Origin of the sequence: Phyllobacterium sp. 22552 (genome assembly GCF_052044585.1) — a bacterium.
GTDB lineage: Bacteria > Pseudomonadota > Alphaproteobacteria > Rhizobiales > Rhizobiaceae > Phyllobacterium > Phyllobacterium ifriqiyense.
This window is the reverse complement of record NZ_JBQENG010000011.1, coordinates 70,515-87,752: the sequence shown is the minus strand read 5'-3', so window position 1 is coordinate 87,752 and position 17,238 is coordinate 70,515. Positions and strand designations below refer to the sequence as shown.

At 52.5% G+C, this 17,238-nt stretch carries 17 protein-coding genes; 3 read left to right on the top strand and 14 right to left on the bottom strand.

All coding sequences use genetic code 11. The features are described from left to right. Positions 1-125: 125 nt before the first annotated feature. Positions 126-422: a hypothetical protein gene (locus ACTJI9_RS21435; RefSeq protein ID WP_336441794.1), complete on the top strand. Its 297-nt coding sequence runs from the start codon at positions 126-128 to the stop codon at positions 420-422. A gap of 217 nt (positions 423-639) precedes the next feature. On the opposite strand, the gene ACTJI9_RS21430 is transcribed toward ACTJI9_RS21435, so the two are convergent. The 14 genes from ACTJI9_RS21430 to ACTJI9_RS21365 all read right to left on the bottom strand — a co-directional run bounded on the left by ACTJI9_RS21430 (position 640) and on the right by ACTJI9_RS21365 (position 15,469). Further along, positions 640-2,109, bottom strand: a complete 1,470-nt coding sequence (locus tag ACTJI9_RS21430) for an HAL/PAL/TAL family ammonia-lyase (RefSeq protein ID WP_440810824.1) — start codon at positions 2,107-2,109, stop codon at positions 640-642. Then, entirely contained in the window at positions 2,106-3,107 is a 1,002-nt protein-coding gene (locus ACTJI9_RS21425; RefSeq protein ID WP_440810843.1) for an ornithine cyclodeaminase family protein, read from the bottom strand. The genes ACTJI9_RS21430 and ACTJI9_RS21425 overlap by 4 nt, the downstream gene beginning before the upstream one ends. 14 nt (positions 3,108-3,121) lie before the next feature. Then, positions 3,122-4,447 carry an LLM class flavin-dependent oxidoreductase gene (locus tag ACTJI9_RS21420; protein ID WP_440810821.1) on the bottom strand — a complete coding sequence of 442 codons (1,326 nt, stop codon included), beginning with the start codon at positions 4,445-4,447 and terminating at the stop codon, positions 3,122-3,124. After that, on the bottom strand, positions 4,444-5,517 hold the full coding sequence (locus ACTJI9_RS21415; RefSeq protein WP_440810819.1) for an LLM class flavin-dependent oxidoreductase: 1,074 nt from the start codon (positions 5,515-5,517) through the stop codon (positions 4,444-4,446). Before ACTJI9_RS21415 ends, ACTJI9_RS21420 begins: the two co-directional genes overlap by 4 nt. A 19-nt stretch (positions 5,518-5,536) precedes the next feature. Next, positions 5,537-6,469 (bottom strand): ABC transporter ATP-binding protein, encoded by a 933-nt coding sequence (locus tag ACTJI9_RS21410; RefSeq protein WP_115055621.1) that lies wholly within the window; start codon positions 6,467-6,469, stop codon positions 5,537-5,539. After that, a complete protein-coding gene (locus ACTJI9_RS21405) occupies positions 6,466-7,107 on the bottom strand; it encodes an ABC transporter permease (protein WP_440810816.1) in 642 nt (213 codons plus the stop codon). Before ACTJI9_RS21405 ends, ACTJI9_RS21410 begins: the two co-directional genes overlap by 4 nt. A 4-nt stretch (positions 7,108-7,111) precedes the next feature. Further along, positions 7,112-7,729, bottom strand: coding sequence for an ABC transporter permease subunit (locus tag ACTJI9_RS21400; RefSeq protein WP_115055778.1), 618 nt, complete (start codon positions 7,727-7,729; stop codon positions 7,112-7,114). Positions 7,730-7,835: 106 nt separating this feature from the next. Beyond that, the gene (locus tag ACTJI9_RS21395; RefSeq protein WP_440810813.1) at positions 7,836-8,717 is read right to left on the bottom strand and encodes a glycine betaine ABC transporter substrate-binding protein; all 882 of its coding nucleotides are present in this window, start codon (positions 8,715-8,717) and stop codon (positions 7,836-7,838) included. 207 nt (positions 8,718-8,924) lie between these two features. Continuing rightward, complete coding sequence (locus tag ACTJI9_RS21390) at positions 8,925-9,791, bottom strand: carbohydrate ABC transporter permease (RefSeq protein ID WP_336441788.1); 867 nt, start codon at positions 9,789-9,791, stop codon at positions 8,925-8,927. 3 nt (positions 9,792-9,794) lie between these two features. Then, entirely contained in the window at positions 9,795-10,670 is an 876-nt protein-coding gene (locus ACTJI9_RS21385; RefSeq protein WP_440810811.1) for a carbohydrate ABC transporter permease, read from the bottom strand. Continuing rightward, complete coding sequence (locus tag ACTJI9_RS21380; protein ID WP_440810809.1) at positions 10,667-11,770, bottom strand: ABC transporter ATP-binding protein; 1,104 nt, start codon at positions 11,768-11,770, stop codon at positions 10,667-10,669. Before ACTJI9_RS21380 ends, ACTJI9_RS21385 begins: the two co-directional genes overlap by 4 nt. Before the next feature lie 92 nt (positions 11,771-11,862). Further along, positions 11,863-13,125, bottom strand: a complete 1,263-nt coding sequence (locus ACTJI9_RS21375) for an ABC transporter substrate-binding protein (protein WP_337353289.1) — start codon at positions 13,123-13,125, stop codon at positions 11,863-11,865. Between the two features lie 35 nt (positions 13,126-13,160). Continuing rightward, complete coding sequence (locus tag ACTJI9_RS21370; RefSeq protein ID WP_337353288.1) at positions 13,161-14,087, bottom strand: carbohydrate kinase family protein; 927 nt, start codon at positions 14,085-14,087, stop codon at positions 13,161-13,163. Further along, positions 14,084-15,469 (bottom strand): family 4 glycosyl hydrolase, encoded by a 1,386-nt coding sequence (locus ACTJI9_RS21365; RefSeq protein ID WP_440810806.1) that lies wholly within the window; start codon positions 15,467-15,469, stop codon positions 14,084-14,086. Before ACTJI9_RS21365 ends, ACTJI9_RS21370 begins: the two co-directional genes overlap by 4 nt. Before the next feature lie 150 nt (positions 15,470-15,619). On the opposite strand from ACTJI9_RS21365, the gene ACTJI9_RS21360 reads away from it, so the two are divergent. After that, a complete protein-coding gene (locus ACTJI9_RS21360) occupies positions 15,620-16,393 on the top strand; it encodes a GntR family transcriptional regulator (protein ID WP_440810804.1) in 774 nt (257 codons plus the stop codon). A gap of 34 nt (positions 16,394-16,427) precedes the next feature. After that, positions 16,428-16,964, top strand: coding sequence for an SIS domain-containing protein (locus ACTJI9_RS21355; RefSeq protein WP_337353285.1), 537 nt, complete (start codon positions 16,428-16,430; stop codon positions 16,962-16,964). The last annotated feature ends 274 nt before the right edge of the window (positions 16,965-17,238 follow it).

Genomic DNA, 17,238 nt, shown 5'->3' with positions numbered 1-17,238 from the left:
GCAACCCTTCATACCTTTCCTGTTTCGGCTTAAACGAATTGCGTGGAGATCATTGACCTTGCCTCCACACAGTGAGTTAACCGGTAGATAATTGCCTACGATTCTTGCGTCAAAGAAGGTACATCATGCGCGTACTTCTCATTTTCAGCTCTCTCATCGCTGGAACCATTGCCGGAATATACCTATTCGGAATGATTTGGCGAACAACAGCTCCGGAAGGAACAACGGCAATGGTTGTTGGCGCTGGCATGCCGGTTGTCGTCGGAGCTCTGACTTTTCTTGGTACAAAGGCGGCAGATGGCAGGCGGCCAAGCCTGCGCAATCTGCAGACATGGCTCGTTCTTTTGGGAATAGCTGCCTCCGCTGTTGGCCTTTTCGTGCTGTTGATCGTAGCTGCCTTCCTGGTGGTTCAGCGCGGTTAGAAGCCAGGCAGAAACGCCACACCCCGAAAGAAACAGCTCCGCATATTACCTTTGTGTTGCAGCAAGCTGTGCCTGAGCGAGCTAATATTTAGTGAGCTCCTGCCGCAACCGAATGCGGACCGGAGATTCAAAGCCCCGTACTCGTTCCGCCGTTTGTGAAGGCTTCGGCCAATGTCGGGGCCGATCGAGTGGAAGGCTGCCAGAGTTGGTGTCAAGTTCAGCTATGGATTAAGGAAGAGACGAGTCGGGAGAGATCATCGCTGAGTGCTCGGTCTTCAACAAGCTGGGCTGACGAGTTGCGCACGAAACGATGTATCTGCAAGGTTTTTTCGCCGCAAATCTGTTCGGGTTTGAGGTCAACGGCTTGTGCGGCGGCGAGGAATTCACAAGCTACAATCTGCCGCCAGAGATCAATCATGTCGGCGCATTTTGAAACGGCCAGTACCGATTGGGTAGCGTGATCCTCCACACCCTCCGAAACCGGCAGGAAATCGAGCATGACCGGGTTGGCTTTATGGCGAATGGCGGCCAATAATGCGACGACAGTTTTTTGCAGCGGCACGAAACCGGCTGAAGCTCCGCCCACAGCGCTGAGATATTTTGGAAGTCCGTTGCGCGATGAGCCAGTCAATTGAATAAACCGTGCAGCGCTGGCAGCGGCGACTTGTGCTATTGCAAGGCCCAAAGTCTCGAAAGCCAGTGCCAATGCGGGTGTGTGAAAATTGCCGGTTGAAAGCACCCGCTCTTCATCGATGACCACGAGCGGATTATCTGCCGCTGCATTCAGTTCGATTTCAACTGAGTGCTTTGCTCCTTCCAGCGCCGTCGACAATGCTCCATGGATTGAAGGAATGCAGCGCAGGCTTAAGGGATCCTGTATGGCAGGGCTGGTCGTATGTAATGCCGAACCATCAAGCAAGGCCGTCAGTTGTTCTGCTTCTTCGATTTGACCGCAGGCAGCCCGTGCACGTTGCAACGCCGGTGCGAGAATAAGTGGATTGCCACCCAAGCCTTCAAAACTCAAGGCAGCTGCCTGACGCTGAAAATCAAAAAGCGCCAATGCATCAAAGACAACAAGTGCGCCCTGCCCGACCGATACGGCTGAAGCATTAAGGAGCGAAAGCCCATCTTTTGGACCAAGCTGCGACGGGAGGAGACCGGCCAATTCAAGTGCAGACGCAGATGGGTAAACCTGCCCTTGATACTCTGCGTTTCCCTCACCTATCATGCCCTGGGCAAGTGCTGATAACAGCACCAGATCCCCTGCGCCAATCGATCCAATTGAGGGCATTACGGGGTGAACCTGTTTATTCAGCAGAGCGAGCAGATCTGTAAATACGGCAGGCGAAATGCCTGAACCTCCCGCAACCAGCATGGAAAGCCGTGTGGCCATAACCGCCCGCGTTAGTTCGCGGGACAAGGGCGTGCCCGCTCCCATACCGCGACCACGCACCAATTGCTGTTGAAATCCGGTTATATCGCTGCTGACGGGTGTTCTGAGATTAGCGCCGAGACCGGTGTTCAATCCATAAATCTGCTGCCCGGATGCGGCTGCCATATCGAGTATAGCGCGCGCTTTTTCCAGCCGTTCATATACCTCCGATGCAATTTCCACGAACGCATCGTTGCGGGCTATAGCTGCAATATCTGTAATGTTGACGGGGCCGTTACCAAAGACGATATTCATGCAAACCGCAATCGCTGGCCAATATTGGCCGTCTTGGCCTTTTCCAACATGGCATGGCCGAGTGCGATATCGCTAAGTGACAAGCCTCGGTGCCAGAACAGAATCGTTTCTCCATCGTCTTCCCGGCCGGATTTATGCCCGGCAACGATCTGTCCAAGTTCAGCGTGCAGAGTTTTTTCAGAAAGTTTTCCAGCTTCAACATGAGCCCGCAGCGAGCCGAATTTGCCGGCTTTGCACTGACCCCAATCATCAACGACCAGCTTATCCATTATATCTGTCAACGACAGTTCGACGGCACTCATCGTGCCATAGGGCACTACAAACGCTCCTGGCTTGACCCATTCGGTTTTCAGCATCGGCTCGGGAGATGGCAGACGCGAAGCTTCGACAATGATATCGGCGCCCTCAACACAGCTGTGCCAGTCATCGGTCACCACGATTTTCTTCCCGAGATCGTTCGACAACTTTTCCGCAAAAGTTTCCCGGCTTTCCGGGCGGCGCGAATGGACCCTGATCTCATCAAAATCATAGAGATGATTGAGCAGACGCACATTCCAGTAGGCCGTGCCGCGTGCGCCAATGTGCCCGAGAATTTTCGAGTTCTTTCGCGCCAGATGCTTGGCACCCAGTGCCGTAGTTGCACCTGTTCGCATGTCGGTAATTGCCGTGGCATCGATAATGGCAAGCGGAACGCCGGTGCGAGGATCGAACAGATTAAGCACACCGAATTCCGAAGGATAGTTCCGCTTATAATTATCAACAAAGTCGCCAACGATCTTGACGCCGGCTAAATTCAAAGGTGCAACATACCCCCGTAACACATTGAAGTGACCATTAAAACTCGCATCCGGCTCGAGATGGACGCGCGGTTCGATAACAGTCTGATTGTTGCCTTGAGCAGTGAGAGATTTCTCGATGGCGCCCAGAATTTCAGCATCGGTAAGTGCCAGTGAGTCGATATCAAACGCGTTCAGATAATCGATGTAGACTGGTTTCATGTTTGTTTTTTTGGTCACACTGCACGCTCCGGAATACTGAGCCCGAGATTCTCACGTAGTGTCTTTCCTTCATATTCTGTACGAAAGAGACCACGTCGGCGAAGCTCAGGTAAAACCAAATCAATAAAATCCTTCAGCGCACCAGGGAAGTATGCGCCCATGATATTAAAGCCATCGGCAGCCTTGGCACGAAAGCGCTCCTCCAACCTATCAGCGATCTGCATGGGCGTCCCAATCAACTGCCAATGACCGCGTGCGCCCGCGAATTTGCGGGCTGATTGCCGGATATTGAGGTTCTCCCGCCTTGCCTGATCGACAATCAACTGCTGACGACTCTGTATTCCGTCGGTCGCAGGCATTTCTGGCAAAGGTCCGTCGAGCGGGCATTGCGACAAATCTTTAATGCTCAGATAGCTGGCCAGCAGTGCGACGCCGACCTCATCTGGAATGAGGTCCTGCAGGGCCTCATATTTCGCCCTCGCCTCGCTCTCCGAATTCGCGACTATTGGAGAAACACCGGGAAGGATTTTGAGGTCGTCGGGTTTTCGACCGAACGCCGGCATCCGGGATTTAAGATCAGCGTAATAGGCCTGCGCTTCTTCGATCGTTTGCGCGGCAGTGAATACCACATCTGCTGTGCGCGCTGCCAGATTCTTACCCGCCTCCGATGCGCCAGCCTGTACCATAACCGGGCGTCCCTGCGGCGAGCGCTGGCTGTCCAAAATACCAGTTAGGGTGAAATGTTTGCCGTGATGGTCCACCGGGTGAAGTTTAGCTGGATCGGCATAAACTCCGTCGCTGACGGTGTGTGCATCACTATCCACACCGTCCCACAACGCCGCTGCAGCACCGGCAAATTCTTCTGCCCTTTCATAGCGCTGCGCATGGGGCCTCAATCCGCTGGAAACAAAGTTTTCAGCTTCAAGTTCACTGGCAGACGTGACTAGGTTCCAGCCTGAGCGCCCGCCACTCAATTGATCTAGCGAAGCGAAGGCGCGTGCCAGACCGTAAGGCTCATTGTAGGTTGTCGATGCGGTGGCAACCAGCCCGATATGGGATGTATTGACCGCCAATGCAGCCAAAAGCGACAGCGGTTCGAACATTGTCGAGCGTGCCGCCTGACTTGCGAGATTAGGATCTCGCTCACGTATTGCCGCTGCATCCTCTACGAATACCATGTCAAATTTTGCAGCCTCTGCCATGCGCGCCAATTCGATGAAGTGGTCGATATTGACTCCCTCATTGGCGATTGCATCCGGATGCCGCCAGGCTGCGATGTGATGCCCTCCCGCCATCAGAAAGGCACCAAGTTTCATCTGCCCTGAATTCGTACCAGTCATGATGCTTGCTCCGTCATAGCAGTTGCCGGATGGGCAGGTCTTGGCAAACTCAGATGCTCGCGCAAAGTTTGTCCAGCATATTCTGAACGAAAAATGCTGCGTTTCTGGAGTTCGGGCACGACACTTTCAATGAATGGATCGCGGCCATTGGGCAGAAAGGGGGAAAGGCTGATGAAGCCATCGACCAGTTCGCTCCACTTTTCCAATTGGTCAGCAATTGCCTGTGCAGTTCCGACCAATTCGATGCCGGAAGTTTGTTCGTTGACCTCGATCAAACCACTGAGCTCCTGCCGAAGCTTGTTTGCCTCATTCTCGGTCTCGCCAATATAGGGGACGATATTGACAAGGATTTTGATGTCGCTTCGTTTGCGTCCGGTTCGATCAAGGGCTTCGTGAAAGTTGGTGAGCGTCGATTTCAACTCTTCCGGACTACTTACATCCAGGAAAATCACTTCTGCCTTTTGCGCGGCAAGCTCTAGTGTCTGCGACCGTAACAGCGTAGCGACTACCGGTTTTGCCTGCGGTGATCGATTGACGTTGAGCGGGCCGCGAACCGTGAAATTTTCACCGACGTGGTTCAACACATGCATTTTCTGGGGCAGGAAAAACCGCCCCTTGTTCTTATCATAGACAAAAGCGTCGTCTTCCCAACTGTCCCACAATCTGCTTACGACGTCGATGTACTCGGCAGCTTTTGCCGAAGCTGATGCTGCGATATAATTCCACCCGGTGCGACCGTGACTGATCGTATCAAGTGAAGCAAATCGTCGCGCCAGATTATATGGCTCATGCTGATCCATAGCTGCACTGGCTATCAACCCGATTTTGCCTGCCATGGTCGCCAAAGCCGCAATCAGTGTCGTGGGTTCAAACGGAACGGTTTGGGCTGACAGGTTTTTAACTGGCCTATGGCCAAAATTGTCTGCAAAAAGAACAAAATCCAGTTTTGCATCCTGCGCCCGCTTCACCTGTTCCGAAATTCGATCGAACCGAAGCGCATTTACCGATCCATTTTTTTGCCATGCAGCAAGATGATGGCCGAACGGCGTAATGGAGGTTCCAAGATGCATCTTCGCGCTCCCTGCGCCGTCAAACTGAAAAGATGGCGTCGCGGCTAAGTTTACCCGTCACCGTGCCATGTTCGTCTATCACTGCAAGAACGTCGCTATTGGCGGCAACCATCAGTGCCAGCGCATCGCGTAGATTACTTGTTTGCCTGACGCTCCTTGCATTGTTTGACGGTGCGTCGCCATTCATGGCATCTGCGACAGTAAACAGGCTAAGCCGCTTGATCGCTCTGTCTATACCGACGAAATTTTCGACAAAAGCGTCTGCTGGATGTGACAGCACAGCGTCTGGCGTATCATATTGAACGATCTTGCCATCTTTCATGATGGCGATGCGATCGCCAAGCCGGATCGCTTCGTCAAGATCATGCGTCACAAGTACGACCGTCTTTTTCACCCGCTGCAATATCTGGCGAAACTCGGCTTGCAGCCTTGTGCGAGCAATCGGGTCAATCGCCCCGAAAGGTTCGTCCATCAGCAGGACGGGAGGATCGGCAGCTAGAGCGCGCGCCACACCGATACGCTGACGTTGTCCGCCGGAAAGTTGGCGGGGATAGCGCTTTAGCATTTCGTTAGGATCGAGACCGACCAGATGAAGCAGTTCTTCTGTGCGGCTTTTGATCCTAGCGTCTTCCCAGCCAAGCAATTTGGGCACCGCCGCAATATTTTGCGCTATGGTCATGTGCGGAAACAGGCCGACCTGCTGAATCACATATCCAATATGCCTGCGCAGTTGTACGGGATCAACCTTGGTCACATCCTCGCCGTTGACGATGATCTTGCCTTCGGTCGGATCAATGAGGCGATTGATCATCCGCATTGTCGTCGTCTTGCCGCAACCTGATGGTCCGATAAGCGCAGTGGTTGTGCCCTCGGGCACAGCAATTGATAGATCGTCAACCGAGGCAGGCCCGCCATCGGTGTAGCGTTTGGTGACGTGTTCCATGTTAATCATGCGGCCGATCTTTCTGAAAAGAAAACTTTCTCGGCAAGGCCAAGGATGAACTCGGTACCAAGTGCCAAAAGTGCGATTGGAATCGCTCCGACGAGCAGCCGCGACATATCCATCATGCTGATACCAACAGCGATAAAATCGCCAAGGCCGCCTCCGCCAATGAATGGCGCGAGTGTTGCTCCTGCCAGCACCTGAACGGCAGCAGTACGTGCTCCAGCAAACATGGCTGGCGCCGCAAGCGGAATACGGATTTTCCGCAGAACCTGCCCGCGGCTCATGCCCATCCCGATTGCAGCTTCGATCGCATCCGGATCGACATCCCGTAATCCGATAAAGGCATTGAGCAGAATTGGCGGAAGGGCAAGTACCGTCAGTGCGACAATGGAAGGCAAAAGCCCGATACCCAGCAAAGGCATCATGATCGCAAGAATGGCAAGGCTCGGCACCGTGCGCAGAGCGTTGACGATATTGATTACGCTGAAGGCGAGATTACTGCGGTTGATAATCAGGATCGCCAACGGAAGCCCAATAGCGAGCGCAATTGCAAGAGAAACACCCGACATAACGAGGTGGCGACCCAGCGCCTGATAAAACTCAGGCTGATGTTCGATTATCCAGGTATAGGCAGTGCTTAACATGCTGTCACCGCCCTCTTGCCATCAGTTTTTCGGCCTGGCTGAGGACAACATCGAAAAACGTAGCCATCAGAGCGGTCAGTATGCCACCAACGAGAATTTTCTCGGTGTATTCCTGATCTATTCCCGTGAGAATGATAGTGCCGAGACCTCCGCCATCAATGAATGCGGCAACAGTCGCGATTCCTATCACTGTTACAAGCGCAATACGAATGCCGGAAATTATAAGCGGCATTGCAAGGGGCAACTCGATCTGAACCAACCGCTGCCACGCGCTGTATCCCATACCATCTGCGGCATCCAGTACGTCGGCGGGAACACCACGTAAGCCCGTCACGACATTGCGCAACAGGATGAGCAAACAATAAGATGATAGACCGACCAGTGCCGGTTTTGTGCCAAGCCCCAACCACGGTATGAGCAAGGCAAACAGGGCAAGGCTCGGAATGACAAAGATAATACCGGTAATCGTCAGCACGACCGCATAAAGTTTTTGCCGGCGCGCGCAGATGACGCCGAGTACCAGCGCGATTATCAGTCCGATGAGAACCGCAGAAACGGACAGGAACAGATGCTGCCAGGTTGCGGTCAGTATTTCAGGAATGTTTTTAGGAGCCCAATTCAAAGGTGTTTCCTGTATTGCCGGTTCTGCAATGAACCAGCGGAGATGCAATCATCTCCGCTGGTTCCTATCGCATGGTCGCTGCAGCTTTTGTTTCCTTTTAGGCCAATCAGATACCTTTTTCCTTCAGGAATTCGGCTGCTATTTCCTTCGGTTCCTTTTTGTCACGCTCTACCGCTGCGTTCAGTGCGCGCATGTTTTCATTGTTAAGGAGCGGGCTGATCTTGTTCAGCACTTCAGCAATCTTTGGATTCTTGGCCAAAGTATCCTGCCGAACGACCGGCACCAGATAGTAGGGAGGGAAAAGATGTTTGTCGTCATCGAGCACGACAAGCTTGCTGTCGGCGATCTGCCAGTCGGTGCTGAATCCATAGGAAACATCGATATCACCGCTCGTAAGTGCGCTGTAACGGATACCGAGCTTGGCGAAGATGCGGAAGTCCTTGAACTGGATGCCGTAAGTTTGCTTCAGGCCTGGCAATCCATCCTTGCGCTCGCCGAAACCACCCTCTGCGCCGAATGACAAATCTTTGGACGCCGGACCGAGATCAGTCAGCGTCTTGAGCTTGTATTTCTCGGCAGTTTCAGGAAGCGTGATAATCGCATAGCCATTGTTGATCTGCGTGGGATCGAGAAGTGTCAGCTGCAGGTTTTTCTCGTAGTAGTCTTTGACTTCCTTGTAGATTTTATCGGCGGTCCCCGACAAATCCCCTTTAACAACTGAAGCCAGAGCCGTGCCGGTATATTCCGGATATAGATCGATTTCACCGCTGGTCAGCGCTGAATGAGCAATCAACGTAGCGCCAAGGTTCAACCTGCGCTCCACCGTGAGCCCCGCCTTTTCCAAAGCCTGCGCGTAGATTTCGGCAACGACGAATTGTTCCGTGAAATTTTTGCTGCCAATCTTAACCGTTTGGGCAAAACCAGAAGTCGCTCCAGCGAGCGTTATAAGAGCGCCCAGACCAAGCGCAGCGATGCTTTTCAAGATCATGATTTTTCCCAAGAGCTTCGTAAGATCTCGACGTATCTTACTGGTTTAACTGATTATTTTTCATGCTATCAATCTTATCGACTAGTTTCGTAGAATGGTTTCCCATTTTCGCCCCTATAAGTAGAAATTATTTACTAGTGGATTGCAACCGTCGTTCAGACCATTGCTGTCATGTTGCGGCAACAGGATCGACCTGCCGATCTCGCGTTAACCCTTCACTGCGCCGGCGGTCAGACCCGATACAATTTTGCGTTGGAAAATCAGAACCAGAATGAGAAGCGGAAGCGTAACCGTTACAGAAGCCGCCATTATCTGACCGAACGGATATTCGTAACGGCTGCTACCGGTAAGCAGACCCATAGCGACAGGGACCGTGCGGTTCTCATCGGTGAGAATGAACGTCAAGGCAAACAGAAACTCATTCCACGAAAGAATAAAGGCAAGCAAGCCTGTGCTGGCAATGGCCGGCCCCATAAGTGGTAGGAGGACATGGGTGAGTATCCTCAGACGGGAGCATCCGTCAATTAGCGCAGCCTCCTCGAGTTCTTGCGGCAGATCTCGAATGAAACTTGTCAGAACCCACGTCGTAAATGGCAACACCAACAAGAGATAGGAGAAGACAAGTGCCGTCGGTCGATTGTAAAGACCGAGCCATCCGATAACCTCGAACATTCCGGACAAGACAACAACCTGCGGGAAAACTGAAATCATCAGCACGCAGATCAGAATGATACGGGAAAACCGAAAACTCATCCGCCCCAATGCATATGCCGCCAGGATACTGATGGCTAGAGAGATCACGCTGCTGGTAAAGGCGACAAAAGCTGAGTTGACGATTGCACCAATAAAGATCGGGTTGTGATAAAGGGTGATGTAGTTACTGAAATCCAGCGAGGGCAGCAAACTGAAAGAATAAAGATCTTCGCGCGATTTTGTAGAGGAAATAATAGCCCAATAATAAGGGAATAACATGTAAACGAGCACCAGCGCCACACCCGCATAAAGCCCGGCACGTTTGGCAATGCGTAATTTTCGATAGGTGCTGTTGGAATAATGTCTTAAACCTTCCGTCATCGGTCAACCCGTATTCCGGTCGAGTCTGAGAACGCTCACCATAGCGATCGCAATCAGCCCTATTATAAGAAACACCCAAGTTGAAGCGGCGGAACCTACACCCAGGTCCTGAAAGCTGATCAGTTGATCCCGCGCATAGATTGACATTGTCATCGCCTTCTCATTGTTGGCGGCAAGGACATAACTCAGATCAAACATCCGCAGCGCATCGAGTGTCCGGAAAAGAACGGCTACTCCAATGGCGGGTGTCGCCAACGGCAAGGTGATCGACCACAGACGCTTCCATGCAGGCACTCCGGAAACCTCAGCCGCCTCGTAGATTTCTTCCGGTATCAACTGTAAACCAGCAAGAATAAGCAGAACCATGAAGGGCGTCGTGACCCATACGTCGATGAAGATAACCGTGCCGAGGATAAGGGACGGATCAGCTGTCCATGCGACGCCCTTTTCAAGGAAGCCTAGCCAGATCAAGCCCTTGTTGACAAGGCCAAATTGATCATTGAACATCCACTCCCAAATCTTCGCGGATACGACCATCGGCATGGCCCATGGAACCAATATAGCGGCCCGCACCAGCCCGCGCCCGACGAAGGCGCGATGCAACAGCAAGGCGATCGCAAAACCAAGCAGGGTCTCCAACGCCACGGAGACAAAAGTGAAAACAAGCGTATTGCGTACGGCACCCCAGAAAATGGAGTCTTCCCAAACGGTAATAAAGTTCTGAAAGCCGACAAAGCTATAATCTGCAGGATTATCGAGAAAGGCATCGGTGAAAGAGAAATACATGTTCCGTGCCAGCGGCCATGCGGCAACAGCTGTAAGTGCCAACAGAAGTGGCAGGAGAAAAAACCAGGCTGTGGTTGTTTCCCTGTTTTTCATTGGCTTATTCCAACTGCTGGCTTCAGAACTAGGCCAACGTCGAGACACCGGTCTTTATCATCGAAAAGATAGATATCCTCGGGGTTCCATCTCAAGCCAACCTTCGACCCTGAAGCATATACCGGAATTGCCCCTCCGGAGCGTACGGTCCAGATCGTGTCATCGCTCAAGCGGATATAAGCGATCTGCTCATAACCAAGGTCTTCGACACGTTCAAAGACACCCTTTATGCAAAGGCCTGCGTCTGCGGAGATTATTTCCAATGATTCGGGGCGAAGTCCTAGTGTCACTGGTTTTTTTGCATCTAACGGATCCAGTTTCAGCTCGAAGCCGTCAGGGCCGGTGATCACGCCCTGCGTTTCACTTTTGACAGACGCAAAGTTCATGCGAGGGCTACCAAGGAAACCTGCAACGAACTTGTTTGCCGGATGATCATAGAGCTGACGGGGCGTTCCTACCTGTTCAATGCGCCCATGATTGAGGATGACGATCCGATCGGCGAGCGTCATGGCCTCAGTCTGATCATGTGTAACATAAATCATCGTGGCACTGACTTCGGCATGCAACTTGGCGATTTCGAAACGCATCTCCATTCGCAAGTCAGCATCAAGATTGGAAAGGGGCTCATCAAAGAGGAATAGTTTCGGCTGACTGACCAGAGCCCGTCCTATCGCAACGCGCTGGCGCTGCCCGCCTGAAAGCTGCTTTGGCTTACGGTCGAGCAGATGGTCGATTTTCAACATATCGGCGACCTTGGCCAACCGCCGACCAATCTCGACCTTGGTCATTCGCGCTGTTTCCAGGGCGAAACTGATGTTACGGGCCACATTCATGTGAGGATAGAGGGCATAGGACTGAAAAACGAACGCAACGCCGCGTTTTGACGCCGGTACGTCCGTAACTTCTTCTCCATCGATAGAGACAGTCCCTTGCGAGACAGGAACCAACCCGGCAATGACACGCAGCAAAGTTGATTTGCCGCAGCCTGATGGCCCCACGAAGACCACGAATTCTCCATCTTCAATGTCGAGGTCGATCGACCGGAGCACATCAAAAGCTCCAAAGCTCTTGCTGACTTCTTTCAGTGTGACGGAGGCCATTACGTTGCCCTTGCCTTAACCTGTGACTTGCAATGCGTGAGCTTTGGTGAAGGAGAAGCCGCCTGCGGGCGTTATCCGCAGGCGGTTGTGCTTCAGTTGGCTTTTACGTCGCGCTTCAGCTTCTTTTCAAGCTGCACAACTTCCTCTGCCACATCGCCGGTTCCGGAGATTATGTCATGGACCGCGCGATAGAAGGTGCGCGAAACCCGATTATAATTCTTCCCGGTCGCCGCAGATGGCCGAGCAACGGATTCTTCGAAAGCCGCTTTCGCCATGGGCAGGAACGGTATTTTCGCGAGGACGTCAGCGTCGGTGTAGAGTGCTTCAACCGTAGGGTTGTATCCGCCCTTTATTGCTCGCATTTTCTGGTCCTCAAGACCGACCATATACCTCAATAGTTCTGCAGCTTTTTCTTGCTTGGCCGAATATTTCGACACGGCCAGATAGGCTGTACCAAGAGCACCGCTTGATTTTTGCCCATTTGCACCGATTGGCAATGCTGAGACGCCAACCTTATCAACCAGCTTGCCGCCCTGCGCCTGAGATGTCCCCCAGACATAAGGCCAATTGCGGTGGAAGACGGCATTGCCACTTTCGAAAAGCGCGCGGGAGCTCTCTTCATCATAGTTCAAGACACCCTTTGGGGAGATCGTATCAATCCAGCCCCGGGCCCGAGTGAGTGCGGCAACGGTTGCTGGATTGTTGATTGTCACCTCTCCTTTGTCGGAAAGAATGGTACCGCCACCGCCTGCAGCGATCCATTCGACGGCGTCACAGGTAAGCCCCTCATAGCTGCGGCCCTGCCAGGCGTAACCCCACATATCGGCATTGCCAGCCTTGCGCTCACTGTCCTGAATTTCCTTGGCGGTTGCTGTTAGCTCATCCCAAGTCTTCGGTGCCTGCTTGCCATATTTTTCCAGCAGATCCTTTCGATAGAACATCAGTCCGGTATCAATGTAGAAGGGCATTGCGACAAGCTTGTTGTCGATACGGGCCGCATCTGTCGCCGATGCAAAATGGGCCTTTACCTCTGCCTCGGGAACAAGCGAGACAAGGTCCGAGAAGTGATCCTTCATCATGCCCAACCAAATCACATCCACATAGAGCAGATCGACATCAGACGATTTGGAAGCGAATAATTGCTGATAGATAGGAATGGCGTCATCGAGATTTTGCGGTGTGCGATTGATCTTGACCTCATTACCCGAGGATTTTGCCCATTTTTGAGCCCCTTCTTCGCAAAGCTCATAATCCGTGGCCGAGCAGAACATCGATATTGTTTCTGCCTTAGCTGGCAGCGCCACCGCAACTGTCATAAAAGCGAGGCTTGCAAGCAGTTTATGTTTGTATCCCATGATCGTTCCCTATTTTTCTTGATTGATTGGAGTCATCAGCCGGTGGCGCTGCGCCGCCGGTATCGGCCAAGATCGGAAAGATAAGGCAGGTTCCTGCCACCATATCCGGTTACTGCTAGAGAGCCGCAAATCACCGCCACTTCCAGCGCCGAGATAAAGTCCGGCTCGTGCAGCAGACCGTGAACAAACCCTGCGTTGAAAGAGTCCCCGGCTCCAGTCGTGTCGAAAACATCGACCGACAAAGCAGGAAGTCGGTAGACACGACCATTATCGCTGGCGATAACACCTTCCGCTCCACGCTTGATCACGACGGTGCTGCAGTATCGGGTAAGAACGCCGAGCGCGATTTCGACGTCGGTTTCGCCGGTCAGCGCCTTGGCTTCTGTTTCGTTGGGCAGGAACACATCGATCTGTCGCAAAGCGTCAGTCAGGCCAGGCTCCGACAAATCCATATCTATGTGCTGGCAGTCCGAACAGATTCTTATGCCGAGATTACGAGCCGCATTGATAAGTGCCTTGCGCTCATTATCAAGCGAGAAGCCCTGCAGCAGAAGTACGTTTGGCCGGATTCGTTCAAGATCAGCCGGTGTCGGGCTGGGATCACGGTCTTCGCTGTAACTGATGAATCCGCGATCATCGGTAAACGAAAAAGCCGAACTCAGCCGCCGCCAAGGCTTGTCCAGTTGGATAAATAAGCCATCGTCAATACTCTCTTTTCGAGCCTCTTCCATGATCATACGACTGAAGATGTCATTACCGAAAGCACACCACCATCCGGCATTTGTCCCAAGACGCGTCAGTGCCAAGGCTGTTGAAAATGCTGCACCCGGCACCCAATCAAATTCCTGAGCCCAAAGATCCGCACCCATTCGAGGGATATCCGGCAGGCCACGGAAAACAAGATCGAAATAATATTCGCCAACGACCATCACTTCGTAGCTTGATCGTGTGGTTTTCGTCATTTCCATACTCCTGCATATGGCGCATGAGCGGCAAGGTATTCGTCGACCAATGGAACTGCACGCGAATAGGACAGCACAAGCGGATGGGCCATCAAAGCTTCAACGGCAACATCGCGGCTTCGCTCGCGAATTGCCTTTACAGCCAGACGTTCATAGTGCTTGACGCTTTGAACAAGCTGAAATTGTGGTTCCGGCATCTTGCCGATATGCAAAGGGCGAATTCCCTCCTTGTCAACGACGCAGCTTACTTCGACAACATCGTCGGAGCGCAGACCGTCTATTGATCCCTCATTGCGGACGTTGAGGCCGCTGTAGCAAGGCTTTCCTGTTTGCAGCGCATCCACAAGATTAAGCGCAACTCCAGCGTAACCCTCGCCTTCTTCCGAATTGCCCTCATGGCTGCCGGTATCGATCAGGCTATCAGCTTCTTCCATGGTTGGAGCATCTTCGAGCGCATAATGCATATAGGTTGAGCTACGACGGCGCTCATAGGCGTAATAGCGGTTCAGTGCCTCCAGCGCATTCTTCTCAAGGTCGATTGAGCCAAGCGTCTCGATCAACGTCCGGTTAAGGTCTTTGACTTCCTCGCCGCGGGTACGGACATCGGATTTCAACGCCGCCACGGCTTTTTCGGCGTAGTAATAGTAGTAGAGATATTCATTGATCCAGTTTCGCTGCCGGCGGATAATCTTTGGATCAAACATCCGCTGCGACGTCGCCTTTAAAAACCGCTCGTCATCCAGCAAGGCCTGCAGAACCTCTTGCCCGTTAATGGTTGCGCTTCGCGTAAACGAGAGATGATTGAGGCCTGCCACTTCTGCGTGCACATCGTTTTGTGGAACCTTGAACCACTTCGCCAAGGCTTCCTGCGCGCCGTTGGCGCCATCACAAATGCCGACCGTGCGATGAAAGCCTTCATCCTGAAGTGCTTGCGCAACAAGACCAGCCGGATTTGTGAAATTAAAGAGCCAGGCATCCGGACTGACTTTCTTTAAAAGCCTCGCATATTCCAAAATTACCGGAATGCTGCGCAGAGCCATGGCGAATCCGCCTGGCCCGGTTGTTTCCTGTCCCAGTACGCCGTGTGAGAGGGCAATCCGCTCATCCTTGATCCGGCCTTCTTCGTCGCCAGGGCGAACGGTCGTAACAACATAATCTGCACCCTCCAGCGCTTTTTCAGCACTGGTGGTCAGGGAGATTTTCACGGGGGATTGGTTCCGACGACCCAATTCCTGACTGATACGCCCGAACAGTTCGAGCTTCTTCTCGTTGATATCCAGCAGGCAAATTTCCTTCAGCCCGCTCTGTTCTGCCCGGCGAAGCGCCGAGCCAACAAACAATGGCGCTCTCACTCCGCCGCCGCCAACCAAAGTCAACTTCATGAATTGCTCCAATGCTCATGCTGTGCTATTGCTACTGGTCATAACCAGTTATGTCAACACTGTCGAAACATCTTGTATTCAATAACCTCGACAACAGGCGTAGCAATCTGCCAGATAGCTCAGACACCAAAAAGCGGGTGAAGATTCGAGATGAGTGAAACACACCGGCGTGGCCGAATAAATCCGGTCGATCGAAACCACCCCGACCCACTCTACGTCCAACTACGGACTGTCCTCAAAAATATGATCGACAGCGGAAAACTCTCGGTCAACGACAAACTGCCGTCCGAGCGCGAACTTGTGGCATTGTACGGAGTGAGCAGGATTACCGTTCGGCAAGCAGTCAAGGATCTCGAGAACCTCGGCTTTCTGCAAACTCGCGCAGGCAAGGGTATTTACGTCACCGAGCCCCGACCGACTTATGAAATTGAGATCGTACGGAGCTTCACCGAAACGGCCGAGGCTAATAATCGTAAGCCTGGCATGAAATTGCTCGCCGCAGACATTATTCGAGCCGACGCAGATATTACGCGTCCGCTTGGGCTTCCTTCAGGTTCAAATGTTGTTTTCATCGAGCGGCTGCGCTTCCTTGATGATTTGCCGGTTGTCGTTCAGCGCGACTGGTTTGCTGAGGTACTGACACCAGGCATTCTGGATATAGACTGGAACACCGGAAACAGGTCGCTCTATGCCGAGTTCAAAGAACGCTATGGTGTCATTCCCGCCCGTGGCCAATCAACGCTGAGTGCCCGGCTTGCGACAGAATCAGAGGCCGGGTTTCTGCAACTTGATCTTCCTGCGGCTGTGCTTACTCTCGATCAAATTGCCTATGATAGCGAATATCGCCCGGTGAATGTCAGTTCGATGGCATATCACCCTGTCCGTTACCCGTTGTCATTGACGCAATCTCGCAGGCGCAGCTGATGCCCAACCGCGCGCTTCTACCAAGGTATTGCCGATGACTGTTTCTCAAGGACCCTGGCTGATTGTTGGTCAGGAATTAACAGAAGCCTTATCGAAGATAGACGCAAACGCCTTTGACCGCCTGGCACAGGTTTTCGCAAATTCCGAACGCCGCTGGTTCTTTGCCGGACAAGGTCGCTCCGGTTTGTCTGCGCAAATGGCTGCAATGCGCTTCATGCATATCGGGCGCAAGGTTCACTTTGTGGGTGAAGCAACCGCGCCCTCAATCCGAAAAACTGACGGACTTCTGATTCTATCGGCGTCAGGCGAGACACCCGTCGGTTTGAGTTTTGCCCGGATAGCCAAGTCCGAGGGAGCAACCGTTGTTGCACTCACGGGGAAAATGGGCAGTCCACTAGCTGAGATTGCTGATGTCATATTGCACGTACCTGTAGACGTGACTGCGCAGTTTGGCGGAAGCCTTTTCGAACAATGCAGCCTGATCATTCTCGATGGCCTAATATTGGGCATGACAGTTGGAATACCGGACGCGCATAAAGCCATGCAGTACCGCCATACAAATCTGCAATAGAGCATCCCTTCAGAAGGTACGGATTATTCACCTAACGTCCGGCAGATAATTAATTGCAGTCAGTCCCGGCTGACAAATTTGTTGAACCGGCTCTGAGCGCCATCGTCGGTCTCTTCCGGATGAAGAAATGCCAATTTGCTATTATCAAAAATCTCGAAAAATTCCGCCCTTTCCCTGGGTCCAGACAATGGAGAGCCCGCCATTGCGCGCTTCTGCCCACTTGCGAATTTTATCGTGATTGGTTGTGGTGTTCGAATTGGCCATCGAAATCTTC

Coding starts and splice junctions, on each gene's coding strand:
- ACTJI9_RS21355 (WP_337353285.1), top strand. CDS start 16,428: ATGACTGTTTCTCAAGGACCCTGGCTGATTGTTGGTCAGGAATTAACA.
- ACTJI9_RS21395 (WP_440810813.1), bottom strand. CDS start 8,717: ATGATCTTGAAAAGCATCGCTGCGCTTGGTCTGGGCGCTCTTATAACG.
- ACTJI9_RS21405 (WP_440810816.1), bottom strand. CDS start 7,107: ATGTTAAGCACTGCCTATACCTGGATAATCGAACATCAGCCTGAGTTT.
- ACTJI9_RS21365 (WP_440810806.1), bottom strand. CDS start 15,469: ATGAAGTTGACTTTGGTTGGCGGCGGCGGAGTGAGAGCGCCATTGTTT.
- ACTJI9_RS21375 (WP_337353289.1), bottom strand. CDS start 13,125: ATGGGATACAAACATAAACTGCTTGCAAGCCTCGCTTTTATGACAGTT.
- ACTJI9_RS21430 (WP_440810824.1), bottom strand. CDS start 2,109: ATGAATATCGTCTTTGGTAACGGCCCCGTCAACATTACAGATATTGCA.
- ACTJI9_RS21380 (WP_440810809.1), bottom strand. CDS start 11,770: ATGGCCTCCGTCACACTGAAAGAAGTCAGCAAGAGCTTTGGAGCTTTT.
- ACTJI9_RS21425 (WP_440810843.1), bottom strand. CDS start 3,107: ATGAAACCAGTCTACATCGATTATCTGAACGCGTTTGATATCGACTCA.
- ACTJI9_RS21390 (WP_336441788.1), bottom strand. CDS start 9,791: ATGACGGAAGGTTTAAGACATTATTCCAACAGCACCTATCGAAAATTA.
- ACTJI9_RS21420 (WP_440810821.1), bottom strand. CDS start 4,447: ATGACTGGTACGAATTCAGGGCAGATGAAACTTGGTGCCTTTCTGATG.
- ACTJI9_RS21410 (WP_115055621.1), bottom strand. CDS start 6,469: ATGATTAACATGGAACACGTCACCAAACGCTACACCGATGGCGGGCCT.
- ACTJI9_RS21370 (WP_337353288.1), bottom strand. CDS start 14,087: ATGACGAAAACCACACGATCAAGCTACGAAGTGATGGTCGTTGGCGAA.
- ACTJI9_RS21360 (WP_440810804.1), top strand. CDS start 15,620: ATGAGTGAAACACACCGGCGTGGCCGAATAAATCCGGTCGATCGAAAC.
- ACTJI9_RS21415 (WP_440810819.1), bottom strand. CDS start 5,517: ATGCATCTTGGAACCTCCATTACGCCGTTCGGCCATCATCTTGCTGCA.
- ACTJI9_RS21385 (WP_440810811.1), bottom strand. CDS start 10,670: ATGAAAAACAGGGAAACAACCACAGCCTGGTTTTTTCTCCTGCCACTT.
- ACTJI9_RS21435 (WP_336441794.1), top strand. CDS start 126: ATGCGCGTACTTCTCATTTTCAGCTCTCTCATCGCTGGAACCATTGCC.